Source organism: Pseudomonas sp. Pse79 (assembly GCF_024519615.1).
GTDB classification, from domain to species: domain Bacteria; phylum Pseudomonadota; class Gammaproteobacteria; order Pseudomonadales; family Pseudomonadaceae; genus Aquipseudomonas; species Aquipseudomonas veronii.
In genome coordinates, this window is the sequence record NZ_JALJRR010000023.1 from 85,698 (window position 1) to 99,519 (window position 13,822).

A 13,822-nucleotide genomic window follows, 5' to 3' on the forward strand; every position below is an offset into this window, starting at 1 on the left:
CGAAGCCATGACAGCTTCGCCCTCTTGTTCACCGCTCAGAGCTTAATGGTGCTCGCGAGTAGCGCGGAATTTCACATCCGGCCAACGCTCTTCCATCAGCGCCAAATTGACCCGGGTCGGCGCCAGGTAGGTCAGGTGACCGCCGCCGTCGACCGCGAGGTTTTCCACGGCTTTGTTGGAGAACTCTTCCAACTTCTTCTTATCGCTGCACTCGATCCAACGCGCGGAGTACACGGTGATCGGCTCGTAGGAGCATTCGACCTTGTATTCCTCTTTCAGGCGGCTGGCGACCACATCGAACTGCAGCACACCGACGGCGCCGAGGATGATGTCGTTGCTGCGCTCGGGGAAGAACACCTGGGTCGCGCCCTCTTCCGCCAGTTGCTGCAAGCCTTGGCGCAGTTGCTTGGATTTCAGCGGGTCGCGCAGGCGCACGCGGCGGAACAGTTCCGGGGCGAAGTGCGGGATGCCGGTGAAGCCCAGCGTTTCGCCTTCGGTGAAGGTGTCGCCGATCTGGATGGTGCCGTGGTTGTGCAAGCCGATGATGTCGCCGGCGTAGGCTTCTTCGAGCTGTTCACGCTCGGAGGAGAAGAACGTCAGGGCATCGCCGATTCGCACGTCCTTGCCGGTGCGAACGTGGCGCATCTTCATGCCTTTTTCGTACCTGCCGGAGCAGATTCGCATAAAGGCGATACGGTCGCGGTGTTTGGGGTCCATGTTCGCCTGGATCTTGAACACGAAGCCCGAGAATTTCTCTTCCACCGGCTCCACGGTGCGCTCGTTGGCGACCCGGGCCAGCGGGCGCGGGGCCCAGTCCACCACGGCGTCGAGCACGTGGTCGACACCGAAGTTGCCCAATGCGGTACCGAAGAACACCGGGGTCAGTTGGCCGTCGAGGAATTCCTGCTGGTTGAACTCGTGGCAGGCGCCCTGCACCAGTTCCAGCTGGTCGACGAAGCGGTCGTACTCATCGCCCAAGTGGGCGCGGGCTTCATCGGAGTCGAGCTTCTCGATGATTTTCACATCGGTGCGTTCGTGACCGTGGCCGGCGGTGTAGACAATGATGTAGTCGTCGGCCAGGTGGTACACGCCCTTGAAGTCGCGGTAGCAACCGATCGGCCAGGTGATCGGCGCCGCCTTGATCTTCAGCACCGCTTCGATTTCGTCGAGCAGCTCGATCGGATCGCGGATGTCGCGGTCGAGCTTGTTGATAAAGCTGACGATCGGCGTGTCGCGCAGGCGGCAGACGTCCATCAACGCGATGGTGCGCGGCTCGACGCCCTTACCGCCGTCGAGGACCATCAAGGCCGAGTCCACCGCGGTCAGGGTGCGGTAGGTGTCTTCGGAGAAGTCTTCGTGGCCCGGGGTGTCGAGCAGGTTGATCATGTGATCGCGATACGGGAACTGCATGACCGACGTGGTAATGGAAATACCCCGTTGCTTTTCCATTTCCATCCAGTCGGAGGTGGCATGGCGGTCGGATTTGCGGGATTTCACCGTGCCGGCCACTGCGATTGCCTTGCCCATCAGCAAGAGCTTCTCGGTGATGGTGGTTTTACCGGCATCGGGGTGGGAAATAATGGCGAAAGTGCGGCGTTTCGCGACTTCGGCGGCCTGGTGGGTCATGGGAAATCGCCTGGCAGGTGAGTCAAAAAAGGGCGGCGAGTATAGCGCAAACCCAGGCAGCCGGACCACCGTTCACCCGGTTGGGGGTGGCTAAATACTGCCAAGTATGGAACCTTTTAAAAGGTAGAGACGTCCACTCCCCTGCAACCGCACTCGAAACAGGGGCTGAAAAATCAGCAAGTTAGCCTGACGAGGCTGCGCTCATGGCTTGACCTCATGCCGCTTTTGCCGGCATGGGCGAGCTGCTTTTCGCGACCACATTCAACGGCAGCCAGCAATGGCATGCCACGCAGGAATGTGTTCGCCGACAGAAGAAAAAAGGAGTCCGCCTGTGGCTATTCGCTATGGCAAAGGGCTGATAGGAGGAGCGGTTGTCGTCGCTCTCCTGGCCCTGCTGATCCACTGGATCGGCATCAACACCATCGAACTGTACCGCGACGATTTGTTGTTTTACCTGCAAGCTCACCTGATTCTCGTCCTAGTCTCCATGCTGGCCGCCCTGATTGTGGGCCTCCCCGCCGGTATCCTGCTCAGCCGCCCGAACATGGTCGGGCGCGCCGAACGCTTCATGCAGATCTTCAACATCGGCAACACCGTCCCTCCCCTGGCCGTACTGGCCATCGCCCTCGGCGTCCTCGGCATCGGCAGCGGCCCGGCGATCTTCGCGCTGTTCCTCGCTTCATTGCTGCCCATCGTGCGCAACACCTACGAAGGCCTGAAAAACGTCCAGGGCTCGCTGAAAGAAGCCGCCACCGGCATCGGCATGACCCCGCGCCAGGTGCTGTTTCGCGTCGAGTTGCCGAACGCCGTGCCGATCATCATCGGCGGCGTGCGCGTGGCCCTGGCGATCAACGTCGGCACCGCGCCGCTGGCATTCCTGATCGGCGCCAACAGCCTGGGCAGCCTGATCTTCCCCGGCATCGCCCTGAACAATCAGCCGCAATTGCTGCTCGGCGCCGCGTGTACCGCGCTGTTGGCCCTGCTGCTCGACGGTCTGGTGACCATGGGCAGCCGCCTCTGGCTGGAACGCGGAGTGCGTGCGTCTTAAGGCTCGGCAAAGGAATTCACATGAAAAAACTGACATTGATATTGAGCTGCATCCTGCTGTTTGCAGGGGTTGCGCAAGCCGCTGAAAAACCGGTCATCCGCATCGGCGCACGGGTGTTCACCGAACAGACCCTGCTCGCCGAAATCACTTCCCAGTACCTGCGCACCAAGGGGTACGACACCCGCGTGACCGGCGGCCTGGGCAGCAACCTGGCGCGCAGTGCCCAGGAAAGCGGGCAACTGGACCTGATCTGGGAATACACCGGCGTGTCGCTGGTGGCCTACAACCATGTGGACGAGAAGCTCGACAGCGAACAGTCCTACGCTCGGGTGAAAGAACTCGACGCGAAAAAAGGCCTGGTCTGGCTTTCGCCATCGAAATTCAGCAACACCTACGCGCTGGCATTGCCTGAGAACGTGGCCCAGGAATTCCCGCAGATCAACACGATCAGCGATCTGACCCAAGCCCTCGCGGAAAAAACCAAGGCCACGCGCCTGGTGGCCCTGGACACCGAGTTCGCCAACCGTTCCGACGGCATGGGCGGCATGGTCAAGCTCTACGACATGAACCTGACCCGCAAAAACACCCGGCAGATGGACGCCGGGCTGGTCTACACCGCGTTGCGTAACGGCCAGGTGTTTGCCGGCTTGGTGTACACCACTGACGGGCGCCTGAATGCCTTCAAATTGAAGCTGCTCGAAGACGACAAGCACTACTTCCCGGACTACACCGCCGCGCCGGTGGTGCGTCAGGTGTACCTGGACGCTCATCCGCAACTGGCCGCCGATCTGAAGCCACTGGCCGCACTGTTTGACGATACAACCATGCGCGAACTGAACGCGCGGGTCGACGTCGACCATGAAAGCCCATCCGCCGTCGCCGCCGACTTCCTGCGCCAGCATCCACTCAACTAAGAGGAGAAGACATGGAATTTTTAAACGCCTTTTCCCATCTTGATTGGGCCCAAGTCCTGCACCTGACCTGGCAGCACATCACCCTGGTCGGCATTGCCGTGATCCTCGCGATTGTCGTCGGCGTGCCCCTCGGCGTGCTGATGACCCGCTTCCCGAGCCTGGCCGGCCCGCTGCAAGCCAGCGCCACTGTGCTGCTGACCGTGCCGTCCATCGCCCTGTTTGGCCTGCTGCTGCCGTTCTACTCCAAATTCGGCCAGGGCCTGGGGCCAATGCCGGCGATCACCGCCGTGTTCCTCTACTCCCTGCTGCCGATCATGCGTAACACCTACCTGGCCCTGACCGGCGTGGAGCCGGGCATCCGCGAAGCCGCCAAAGGCATCGGCATGACCTTCGGCCAGCGCCTGCGCATGGTCGAACTGCCCATCGCCGTACCGGTGATCCTCGCCGGTGTACGCACCGCCGTGGTGATGAACATCGGCGTGATGACCATCGCCGCCACCATCGGCGCCGGCGGCCTGGGTGTACTTATTCTGGCTTCCATCAGCCGCAGCGACATGTCGATGCTGATCGTCGGCGCCGTGCTGGTCAGTCTCCTGGCCATCTTCGCCGACCTGCTTCTGCAATGGCTGCAACGCTCGCTGACTCCAAAAGGACTGCTCAAATGATCGAACTTCAACACCTGACCAAGACTTTCCAAAGCAACGGCAAGACTGTCTCCGCCGTGAACGACGTAAGCCTGACCGTCAACGAAGGCGAGATTTGCGTATTCCTCGGCCCCTCGGGCTGCGGCAAGAGCACCACGCTGAAAATGATCAACCGCCTGATCAAGCCCACCTCGGGCAAGATCCTGATCAACGGCGAAGACACCACCGACCTCGACGAAGTGACCCTGCGTCGCAACATCGGCTACGTGATCCAGCAGATCGGCCTGTTCCCGAACATGACCATCGAGGAAAACATCGTGGTCGTGCCCAAGTTGCTGGGCTGGGACAAGCAGAAATGCCACGACCGCGCCCGCGAGTTGATGAGCATGATCAAGCTCGAGCCCAAGCAGTACCTGCACCGCTACCCGCGTGAGCTGTCCGGTGGCCAGCAACAGCGCATCGGCGTGATCCGGGCGCTGGCCGCGGATGCACCGTTGCTGCTGATGGATGAGCCGTTCGGCGCGGTCGACCCGATCAACCGCGAGATGATCCAGAACGAGTTCTTCGAGATGCAGCGCGCGCTGAACAAGACCGTGATCATGGTCAGCCACGACATCGACGAAGCCATCAAGCTGGGTGACAAGATCGCCATCTTCCGCGCCGGCAAACTGCTGCAGATCGACCACCCGGACACCCTGCTGGCGCACCCGGCGGATGAGTTCGTCAGCAACTTCGTCGGCCAGGACAGCACCCTCAAGCGTCTGCTGCTGGTAAAAGCCGAAGACGCGGCAGACAACGCCCCGTCGGTCAGCCCGGAAACCCCGGTGGCCGATGCCCTGGAGCTGATGGACGAACTCGACCGCCGCTATGTGGTGGTCACCTGCGCCGACAACAAGGCGCTAGGCTATGTGCGCCGTCGCGACCTGCACCGTCAGACCGGCACTTGCGGTCAATACCTGCGCGAATTCAACGCCACGGCCGCGTATGACGAGCACTTGCGCATCCTGTTGTCGCGCATGTACGAGTTCAACCGTTCATGGTTGCCGGTGATGGACGCCGAGCGGGTGTTTTTGGGCGAAGTGACCCAGGAATCGATTGCCGAGTACCTGAGCTCCGGCAAGTCGCGCGGGGGCAAGACCAGTATCGTTTCGCCTGCCGAAACCGCCCTGGCCTGACCTGACACAACACGCTTAAAACTGTGGGAGGGGGCTTGCCCCCGATGGCGGTGTATCAGTCAATATATTCATGACTGACACACTGCCATCGGGGGCAAGCCCCCTCCCACATTTGGTCCGTGGTGTGTCAGGGAAATCCCCCTGATTATCCGCCTGCAGGGAACATCAATCCGTCACACCGGTCGGTTACATAAGTAGCTGCACCCGGTCCCGCGACGAACGCGTGCAAAAACGCGACATTTTTAGTTGATCTCAAGCCCCTCACGCCCTAAAGTTCGCGCCGAACGTCCATGCTGGAAACGATCCATCCGGCTCAAGTACTGACGACGAGACAGCAAGGCCAAGGGAAGCTTATCCCATGGCCTTTTTGCTTTCGGCGACATGCCTTGGGAAGTAGGCGAACCAAAGTGGGGATACGGAGGACGTTCATTTGCACCCATTGATCAATTTAGTTTGCCCTTAGGAGTTCCCAGCATGTCGATCAACGTCGAAGATTATTTCGCGCGCGCCACTTTTGACAAAATGAAGGCGTTCGCCGACAAGCAAGAAACCCCGTTCGTGGTGATCGACACCGCGATGATCAGCCAGGCCTACGATGACCTGCGCGCCGGTTTCGAATTCGCCAAAATCTATTACGCAGTCAAGGCCAACCCTGCCGTCGAGATCATCGACCTGTTGAAAGACAAGGGGTCGAGCTTCGACATCGCCTCGATCTACGAGCTGGACAAGGTCATGGCCCGCGGCGTCAGCCCCGACCGTATCAGCTACGGCAACACCATCAAGAAATCCAAGGACATCCGCTACTTCTACGAGAAGGGCGTGCGCCTGTTCTCCACCGACTCCGAAGCCGACCTGCGCAACATCGCCAAGGCCGCGCCGGGCTCGAAAATCTATGTGCGTATCCTCACCGAAGGCTCGACCACGGCTGACTGGCCTCTGTCGCGCAAATTCGGCTGCCAGACCGACATGGCCATGGACCTGCTGATCCTCGCCCGCGACCTGGGCCTGGTGCCGTATGGCCTCTCGTTCCACGTCGGCTCGCAACAGCGCGACATCAGCGTGTGGGACGCGGCGATCGCCAAGGTCAAAGTGATCTTCGAGCGCCTGAAGGAAGAAGACGGCATCCACCTCAAGCTGATCAACATGGGCGGCGGCTTCCCGGCCAACTACATCACCCGCACCAACAGCCTGGAAACCTATGCCGAGGAAATCATCCGCTTCCTCAAGGAAGACTTCGGCGACGACCTGCCGGAAATCATCCTGGAACCGGGCCGTTCGTTGATCGCCAACGCCGGCATCCTGGTCAGCGAAGTGGTGCTGGTGGCACGTAAATCGCGCACCGCCGTCGAGCGCTGGGTGTACACGGACGTGGGCAAGTTCTCCGGCCTGATCGAAACCATGGACGAAGCCATCAAGTTCCCGATCTGGACCGAGAAGAAAGGCGAGATGGAAGAAGTGGTGATCGCCGGTCCTACCTGCGACAGCGCCGACATCATGTACGAAAACTACAAGTACGGCCTGCCGTTGAACCTGGCGATCGGTGATCGGTTGTACTGGTTGTCGACCGGTGCGTACACCACCAGCTACAGCGCGGTTGAGTTCAATGGCTTTCCGCCGTTGAAGTCGTATTACGTGTAAGACGCCGGCGAACAAAAAACCCATGACCTGTCATGGGTTTTTTTATCGCTCAGAAACAGGTCATGGCATGTTGCTCATAGGCATCGGCCATCGCCCGAATCCGCGGATCATTCGCCTGCGCCAGCGCCTTGTGCGCCACCCGCAAAAACTTCAGATTGCCGCCGGCCAAGGCCTTGCGCAACCACGCCAGCGCCGCCTCGATCTGGCCGCTGTCGGCCAGCACCGCCGCGTAACTGAACTGCCCACGGAAATCCCCGGCTTCGGCTGAGCGTCGATACCACGCCACGGCAGCGTCCGGATCCCTCGGGCAAAACCGACCCTCTTCCAGATAGCGCCCCAACAGGTTCATCGACTTGGCGTGGCCCTGCTCCGCCGCCTGGCGATAGCACCTCAGCGCGTGCGCCTGGTCCTCGGCGACACCGCGACCGGTGGCCAGCAGGTTGGCGTAGTTGTATTGCCCCCAGTCCAACCCGGCTTCGGCCGCCAGCCGATAGTCCCGCGCCGCCGCCGCTTCGTCGGCGACGCAGCCCCAGCCATGCTCGCGGCAACGCCCCAGCATATTGCGCGCCATCAGGTGCCCGCCCTGCGCCGCGATCTGGAACCAACGCAGTGCCAGCGCTTCATCGCGCTCGATGCCGCGCCCTTCCAGCAGGATCTGCCCGAGCAAGGCCTGGGCATCCGCCACGCCCTCCCTGGCCGCGATCAGGATCGCCTGGGCCGCGCGCACTGGCGAGTCGTCGAGCATGCGCTGCAACTGCTCGACGTTGAGCACTTCTTCACGGCGCAATAAAAAGCCCATGCTCAGACCTCGACCCAGCGACGCAACAGGTTGTGGTAAGTGCCGGTGAGCTGGATCAACGCCGGGTGGTCCGGGACCGCCGCGGTCAGTTGCTGGATCGCACCGTCCATCTCGAACAGCAGGGTGCGCTGGCTGTCTTCGCGCACCAGGCTTTGGGTCCAGAAAAACGAGGCGTAGCGCGCACCACGGGTCACGGCGTTGACTTTATGCAGGCTGGAGCCGGGGTACAGCACCATATCGCCGGCGGGCAGCTTGACCCGTTGCACGCCGAAGGTGTCCTGGATCTCCAGTTCGCCGCCGTCATAGTCCTCCGGGTCGCTGAAGAACAGCGTGGACGACAGATCGGTACGCACCCGCTCCTGGCTGCCCTTGGGCTGGCGCACGGCATTGTCGATATGAAAGTCGAAACTGCCCCCGGCCGTGTAGCAGTTGAGCAGCGGCGGGAAGACTTTGTGCGGTAACGCCGCCGACATAAACAACGGGTTTTGCCACAACCGCTCCAGCATCGCCGTACCGATTTCCTTGGCCAGCGGGTGGCCTTCGGGCAATTGCAGGTTGTGCTTGGCCTTGGCGGACTGGTGCCCGGCGGTGATTCTACCGTCGGCCCAGTCGGCGGTTTCCAGGGCTTGGCGAATGCGCTGCACTTCCTCACGAGAGAACAGGCCGGGAATATGCAGCAACATGAGCACTACCTGAGAGCGGAAAGACGTTAATGGTATTGATTCTTATCCTCTCTGTAAAACCCGAAGACGAACGAGATCGTAAAAACCGTAAGGGAAAAGTGTAAAGAATGTAAATTAGCTACGAATAGCAATAAGTCGCAATTGATACAAAGTCTTGTTCAGCCTATATTCCGCGGCCTCACATCCTTGGGGAAAGGACACGTCATGTCGCGCACTTGCATAAAAACACCTGCCAGTTCACCACGCCTGCTGGCTTCGGCCATCGGCGTTGCACTCGGCGCCAGCTCTGTCGCCCATCTGGCGCAAGCGGCCGACGACACCGAACAGAAAGGCCAGCGCAACAGCATCTCCCTGGGCGCCACCAGCATCACCGGGGAAGCACAGGACGCCACCTCCTACCAGGTCGAAAAAGCCTCTTCGCAAAAGTACACCGCGCCGCTGGTGGACACGCCGCGCTCGGTCACCGTGGTGCCACAGCAAGTGCTCAAGGACACCGCCGCCACCTCGTTGCAGGATGCCTTGCGCACCGTGCCCGGCATTACCTTCGGCGCCGGTGAAGGCGGCAACCCCCAGGGCGACCGCCCGTTCATCCGCGGTTTTGACGCCCAGGGCGACACCTACCTGGACGGCGTGCGCGATACCGGCGGCCAGAGCCGTGAGATCTTCGACATCGAATCGATCGAAGTCAGCAAAGGCCCGAACTCTTCGTTCGGCGGGCGTGGCTCGGCCGGCGGCAGCCTCAACCTGGTGAGCAAGACACCCCAGGCGCGCGACTTCACCAACGGCGGCTTCACCTACGGCTCCGACCAGACCCGCCGCTACGTGCTCGACGTCAACCGCCAATTCCTCGACGACAGCGCCGCGTTCCGCCTGAACCTGATGAGCCACGAACAAAACGTCGCCGGCCGCGACGCGGTGAATTACGACCGTTGGGGCGTGGCGCCGTCGCTGACCTTTGGCCTGGGCACGCCGACCCGCGTCAACGTCAGCTACTACCACATGGAAAGCGACGACCTGCCGGATTCGGGGATCCCCTACGGTTACGGCTCCGCGACCGCCACCGCCCACGTACACGACAAACCCAACGACGGCGGCGACAGCAATAACTTCTACGGACTGAAGAGTCGCGACTTCCGCAAGACCCGCGCCGATATCAGCACGGTCTCCGTCGAACACGACCTAAACGACAACATGACGCTGAAAAACACCCTGCGCCATGGCAACACCGGCCAGGACTATATCCTCACGCAACCGGACGACAGCAAACTCAACGTCAACAAGTTCGGCACCGTGTGGCGCCGCGCCAACAGCCGCGTATCGACCACCGAGACCACCACCAACCAGACCGATCTGTTCGGCAACTTCCACGCGCTGGGTTTCAAGCACACCTACTCCACCGGCCTCGAGTTCACCGGCGAAGAAACCCGTGTCAGCAGCTACACCATCAGCCCCAACGCCAACCCGGTCTGCACCGTGGCCAAAGGCAGCCTGGGCGGCCAATGCACCTCGCTGAGCAACCCGAACCCGGACGACGCCTGGACCGGCAGCATCGCGCGCAACTACAACGGCACCAACACCAAAGCCACCAGCCGCGGCGCCTACGTGTTCGACACCATCGAACTGGACCCGAAATGGCTACTGAACGTCGGCCTGCGCTACGACACCTTCGACACCGAGGCCAACACCAACGCCACCACCGGGCGCACTAAGATCAAAGACGACAGCCAGTTCTTCAACTGGCAGGCCGGCCTGGTCTGGAAGCCGGTGGAGAACGCCAGCATCTATGCGTCCTACGCCACCTCGGCCACGCCGGCCGGTGGTCTGGTCGGTGAAGGCTCCGACGGCAACCCACTGTCCGCCGGCGCCGCCACCAGCGACCTGCAACCGGAAGAAACCGTCAACTACGAGCTGGGCACCAAGTGGGATCTGTTCCACGACCGCCTTTCGCTGACGGCTGCCGTGTTCCGCACCGAGAAGAAGAACACGCGCATTCTGGTGGATGCCCTGACCTACGAGAACGCCGGTGAATCCCGCGTCGATGGCCTCGAACTCTCGGCCAGCGGCAAACTCACGGATCAATGGCAAGTGTTCGCCGGCTACAGCTACCTCGAGAGCGAGCTGGTCAAATCCGGACGCAACGGGCGCAACGGGGTGCTCAGCGCCGGCTCCAGCGAGGGCAACCAAATGCCCAATACGCCGAAGAACACCTTCAGCCTGTGGACCACCTACGACATCACGTCGAAGCTGACCATCGGCGGCGGTGCGTTCTATGTCGACGAGGTCTACGGCGATGCCGGCAACACCGTGTATGTACCGTCCTACACGCGCTACGACGCCATGGCCAGCTACAAGCTGACCAAGAACGTCGATCTGCAACTGAACGTGCAGAACCTGACCGACAAAACCTACTACGACAAGGCCTTCTCGACCCACTTCGCCAACCAGGCGGCCGGGCGCACCGCGCTGTTGACCACCAGCTTCCACTTCTAAACGGTCAACCCGCAGCCAACAGCCCCACGCATCGATGCGTGGGGCTTTTGCGTGTTAAACAACAAAGTTTCTCGACAACCCACGGCATAATGCGCGCCGTGCTACAGATATCCAGATGAGCGAGGCGGTCCGACGTGTTGAAGAAAACCCTGTTCCAGTTGCACTGGTTCTTCGGCATCACTGCCGGGCTGGTGCTGGCCTTGATGGGGATCACCGGGGCGGCGGTGTCGTTCCAGGATGAAATACTGCGCGCGCTCAACCCCAGCGTGCTGAGCGTGGCAAAACGCGACGCCGGGGTACTGCCGCCCGCCGAGCTGGTGCGCAAGCTCGAAGCCAGCGAAGGCAAGCGCGTGTCGATGCTGTGGGTGGAAACCGACAGCGGCACCGCCGCACGCGTATTCTTCACCCCGCCGCCGGGTGAACGGCGCGGCCAGATGCGTTACTTCGACCCCTACACCGGCGACTACATGGGCGACGCCGTCGGCCAGGACGTGTTCGGGTTTCTCCTGCAACTGCACCGCTTCCTGGCCATGGGCGACACCGGCCGGCAAATCACCGGGGCCTGCACGCTGATCCTGCTGTTCTTCTGCCTGTCCGGCCTGTACCTGCGCTGGCCGCGCCAGGTGGCGAACTGGCGCGTGTGGCTGACCCTGGACTGGCGCAAAAAAGGTCGCAGCTTCAATTGGGACTTGCACTCGGTGTTCGGCACCTGGTGCCTGTTGTTCTATCTGTTGGCAGCGCTGACCGGCCTGTCGTGGTCCTACGAATGGTACAACCAGGGCCTGAACAAGCTGCTGTCCGACGCCCCGCAGAACGAACGGATGCGCAAACGCGGCCCACCGCCCGCGGGCCCGACGCCGGAGGCCAACTACGCGGCGATCTGGAGCAGCATCTACAGCAGCGCCGGCCCCGACTTGAGTGCCTACAACATCCGCATGCCGGCAGTCGCCGGGCAGCCGGCCACGGTGTTTTACCTGCTGAAAAACTCGCCCCACGACCGCGCGCTGAACCAGATCAACCTGGACCCGGCCACCGGCGCGGTGAAATCCCACGAGCGCTACGCCAGCAAGAGCCTCAAGGCTCAATTGCTGACCAGCCTCTACGCGCTGCACACCGGCAGTTACTTCGGCCTGGTGGGGCGGATCATCCTCACCGTCAGCGCGCTGTGCATGCCGTTGTTCTTCATCACCGGCTGGCTGCTGTACCTCGACCGTCGCCGTAAAAAACGCCAGGTACGCGATGCCCGCGAGCGCCTCAGCGCCAATCACAGCCATGCGCCGGCCTGGCTGATCGGCTTCGCCAGCCAGAGCGGTTTTGCCGAACAACTGGCCTGGCAGACCGCCGGGCAACTGCAGGCCGCGGGCTTGCCAGTGAACGTGCAGCCGCTGGGCAGCGTCAGCCAGGACCAACTGCGCCAATCAGAAAATGCGCTGTTCGTGATCAGCACCTTCGGCGACGGCGAAGCCCCCGACAGCGCCCGTGGCTTCGAGCGCAGCGTGCTCGGGCAGAACCTGTCCCTCAAAGGCTTGAACTACTCGGTACTGGCCCTCGGCGATCGCCAGTACCAGCACTTCTGCGGCTTTGCGCGGCGCCTGCACTTCTGGCTGACCAACCAGGGCGGCACCCCGTTGTTCGCCCCCGTGGAAGTCGACAGCGGCGACACCCATGCCCTGCAGCACTGGCAACAACAGCTGGGGCAACTCACCGGGCACGCACCGACAGCGGCGTGGCCGAGCGCACAGTATGAAAACTGCTGCTTGAACCAGCGCACCTTGCTCAACCCTGGCAGTGTCGGTTCGGCTGTGTACCTGCTGGAGCTGAGCGTGCCGTCAGGGCAACGCTGGACGGCCGGCGACCTGGTGGAAATCCTGCCGCGCAACGGCAGCCGGGCCATCGCGCAGTTCCTCGCAGGCCTGGGCCTGGCCGGCAGCGAGAGCGTGCTGATCGACGGCCTGGCGCACACCCTCGACCAGGCCCTGTCCACCCGCCAACTGCCGGACAACCGCGCCCATCTGGTAGGCCTGCATGCCCAGGCGCTGGTGAACGCGCTGGCGCCCCTGGGCATGCGCGAATACTCCATCGCCTCGATTCCCAGCGACGGCGTGCTGGAGTTGATCGTGCGCCAGGAACGTCATCCGGACGGCACCCTCGGCCTTGGCTCGGGCTGGCTGACCGAACACGCGGCCCTCGGCTCGATCATCAGCCTGCGCCTGCGCCGCAACAGCGCTTTCCACCTGCCGGACGCGCCTGCGCCGTTGATCCTGCTGGGCAACGGCACTGGCCTGGCCGGTTTGCGCAGCTTGCTCAAGGCACGCATTGCCGACGGCCAGCAGCGCAACTGGCTGTTGTTCGGCGAACGCACCATCGCCCACGACTACCTGTGCCAGGAGGAACTGCAAGGCTGGCTGGCCAGCGGTGACCTGGCGCTGCTGGACCTGGCGTTTTCCCGCGACCAGGAGGAAAAGATCTACGTGCAGGATCGCCTGCGCGAATCGGCGGACGTGTTGCGTCGATGGCTGGCGGACGGCGCGGCGATTTACGTGTGCGGCAGCTTGCAGGGGATGGCCGCAGGGGTGGATCAGGTGCTGCATGAGGTGCTGGGGAGTGAGGCGGTGGAGCGCTTGATCGAACAGGGCCGCTATCGCCGCGATGTCTACTGAGATCCTCTAACCACTGAAGAACTTATGTGGGAGGGGGCTTGCCCCCGATAGCGGTGTGTCAGTAACCCAAGAGTTGACTGATCCACCGCCATCGGGGTGTACAGACGGAGACATCCTTTACAAACGAGACCGGGGACATCCTTTA

Annotated in this window: 10 protein-coding genes; 7 read left to right on the top strand and 3 right to left on the bottom strand. The window is 62.1% G+C overall.

Annotated features, from left to right (window positions below; translation table 11 throughout):
• Nucleotides 1-42: 42 nt before the first annotated feature.
• A complete protein-coding gene (locus NR164_RS24060; protein WP_017845444.1) occupies nt 43-1,626 on the bottom strand; it encodes a peptide chain release factor 3 in 1,584 nt (527 codons plus the stop codon).
• Between the two features lie 295 nt (nt 1,627-1,921).
• Here NR164_RS24060 and NR164_RS24065 point away from each other — a divergent pair, with 295 nt between their 5' ends.
• The 5 genes from NR164_RS24065 to NR164_RS24085 all read left to right on the top strand — a co-directional run bounded on the left by NR164_RS24065 (nt 1,922) and on the right by NR164_RS24085 (nt 7,045).
• The gene (locus tag NR164_RS24065; RefSeq protein WP_226926039.1) at nt 1,922-2,674 is read left to right on the top strand and encodes an ABC transporter permease; all 753 of its coding nucleotides are present in this window, start codon (nt 1,922-1,924) and stop codon (nt 2,672-2,674) included.
• A gap of 20 nt (nt 2,675-2,694) precedes the next feature.
• Nucleotides 2,695-3,588, top strand: a complete 894-nt coding sequence (locus NR164_RS24070; protein ID WP_256823343.1) for a glycine betaine ABC transporter substrate-binding protein — start codon at nt 2,695-2,697, stop codon at nt 3,586-3,588.
• Nucleotides 3,589-3,599: 11 nt separating this feature from the next.
• Nucleotides 3,600-4,253 (top strand): ABC transporter permease, encoded by a 654-nt coding sequence (locus NR164_RS24075; protein WP_017845447.1) that lies wholly within the window; start codon nt 3,600-3,602, stop codon nt 4,251-4,253.
• Complete coding sequence (locus NR164_RS24080) at nt 4,250-5,407, top strand: betaine/proline/choline family ABC transporter ATP-binding protein (protein ID WP_017845448.1); 1,158 nt, start codon at nt 4,250-4,252, stop codon at nt 5,405-5,407. The genes NR164_RS24075 and NR164_RS24080 overlap by 4 nt, the downstream gene beginning before the upstream one ends.
• A 474-nt stretch (nt 5,408-5,881) precedes the next feature.
• Nucleotides 5,882-7,045, top strand: coding sequence for a type III PLP-dependent enzyme (locus tag NR164_RS24085; protein ID WP_017845449.1), 1,164 nt, complete (start codon nt 5,882-5,884; stop codon nt 7,043-7,045).
• A 49-nt stretch (nt 7,046-7,094) separates the two neighbouring features.
• On the opposite strand, the gene NR164_RS24090 is transcribed toward NR164_RS24085, so the two are convergent.
• The gene (locus NR164_RS24090) at nt 7,095-7,844 is read right to left on the bottom strand and encodes a tetratricopeptide repeat protein (protein ID WP_057005150.1); all 750 of its coding nucleotides are present in this window, start codon (nt 7,842-7,844) and stop codon (nt 7,095-7,097) included.
• 2 nt (nt 7,845-7,846) lie between these two features.
• Nucleotides 7,847-8,527 carry a Fe2+-dependent dioxygenase gene (locus tag NR164_RS24095; protein WP_017845451.1) on the bottom strand — a complete coding sequence of 227 codons (681 nt, stop codon included), beginning with the start codon at nt 8,525-8,527 and terminating at the stop codon, nt 7,847-7,849.
• A gap of 204 nt (nt 8,528-8,731) precedes the next feature.
• On the opposite strand from NR164_RS24095, the gene NR164_RS24100 reads away from it, so the two are divergent.
• Both NR164_RS24100 and NR164_RS24105 read left to right on the top strand, forming a co-directional pair.
• Nucleotides 8,732-11,017, top strand: a complete 2,286-nt coding sequence (locus tag NR164_RS24100; protein WP_256823344.1) for a TonB-dependent siderophore receptor — start codon at nt 8,732-8,734, stop codon at nt 11,015-11,017.
• A gap of 134 nt (nt 11,018-11,151) precedes the next feature.
• Entirely contained in the window at nt 11,152-13,677 is a 2,526-nt protein-coding gene (locus NR164_RS24105; RefSeq protein WP_256823345.1) for a sulfite reductase flavoprotein subunit alpha, read from the top strand.
• The last annotated feature ends 145 nt before the right edge of the window (nt 13,678-13,822 follow it).

Bases quoted from the DNA above. Each gene is read 5' to 3' on its own strand.
- NR164_RS24090 (WP_057005150.1), bottom strand. From the start codon at position 7,844: ATGGGCTTTTTATTGCGCCGTGAAGAAGTGCTCAACGTCGAGCAGTTG.
- NR164_RS24080 (WP_017845448.1), top strand. From the start codon at position 4,250: ATGATCGAACTTCAACACCTGACCAAGACTTTCCAAAGCAACGGCAAG.
- NR164_RS24100 (WP_256823344.1), top strand. From the start codon at position 8,732: ATGTCGCGCACTTGCATAAAAACACCTGCCAGTTCACCACGCCTGCTG.
- NR164_RS24065 (WP_226926039.1), top strand. From the start codon at position 1,922: ATGTGTTCGCCGACAGAAGAAAAAAGGAGTCCGCCTGTGGCTATTCGC.
- NR164_RS24095 (WP_017845451.1), bottom strand. From the start codon at position 8,527: ATGTTGCTGCATATTCCCGGCCTGTTCTCTCGTGAGGAAGTGCAGCGC.
- NR164_RS24085 (WP_017845449.1), top strand. From the start codon at position 5,882: ATGTCGATCAACGTCGAAGATTATTTCGCGCGCGCCACTTTTGACAAA.
- NR164_RS24070 (WP_256823343.1), top strand. From the start codon at position 2,695: ATGAAAAAACTGACATTGATATTGAGCTGCATCCTGCTGTTTGCAGGG.
- NR164_RS24060 (WP_017845444.1), bottom strand. From the start codon at position 1,626: ATGACCCACCAGGCCGCCGAAGTCGCGAAACGCCGCACTTTCGCCATT.
- NR164_RS24075 (WP_017845447.1), top strand. From the start codon at position 3,600: ATGGAATTTTTAAACGCCTTTTCCCATCTTGATTGGGCCCAAGTCCTG.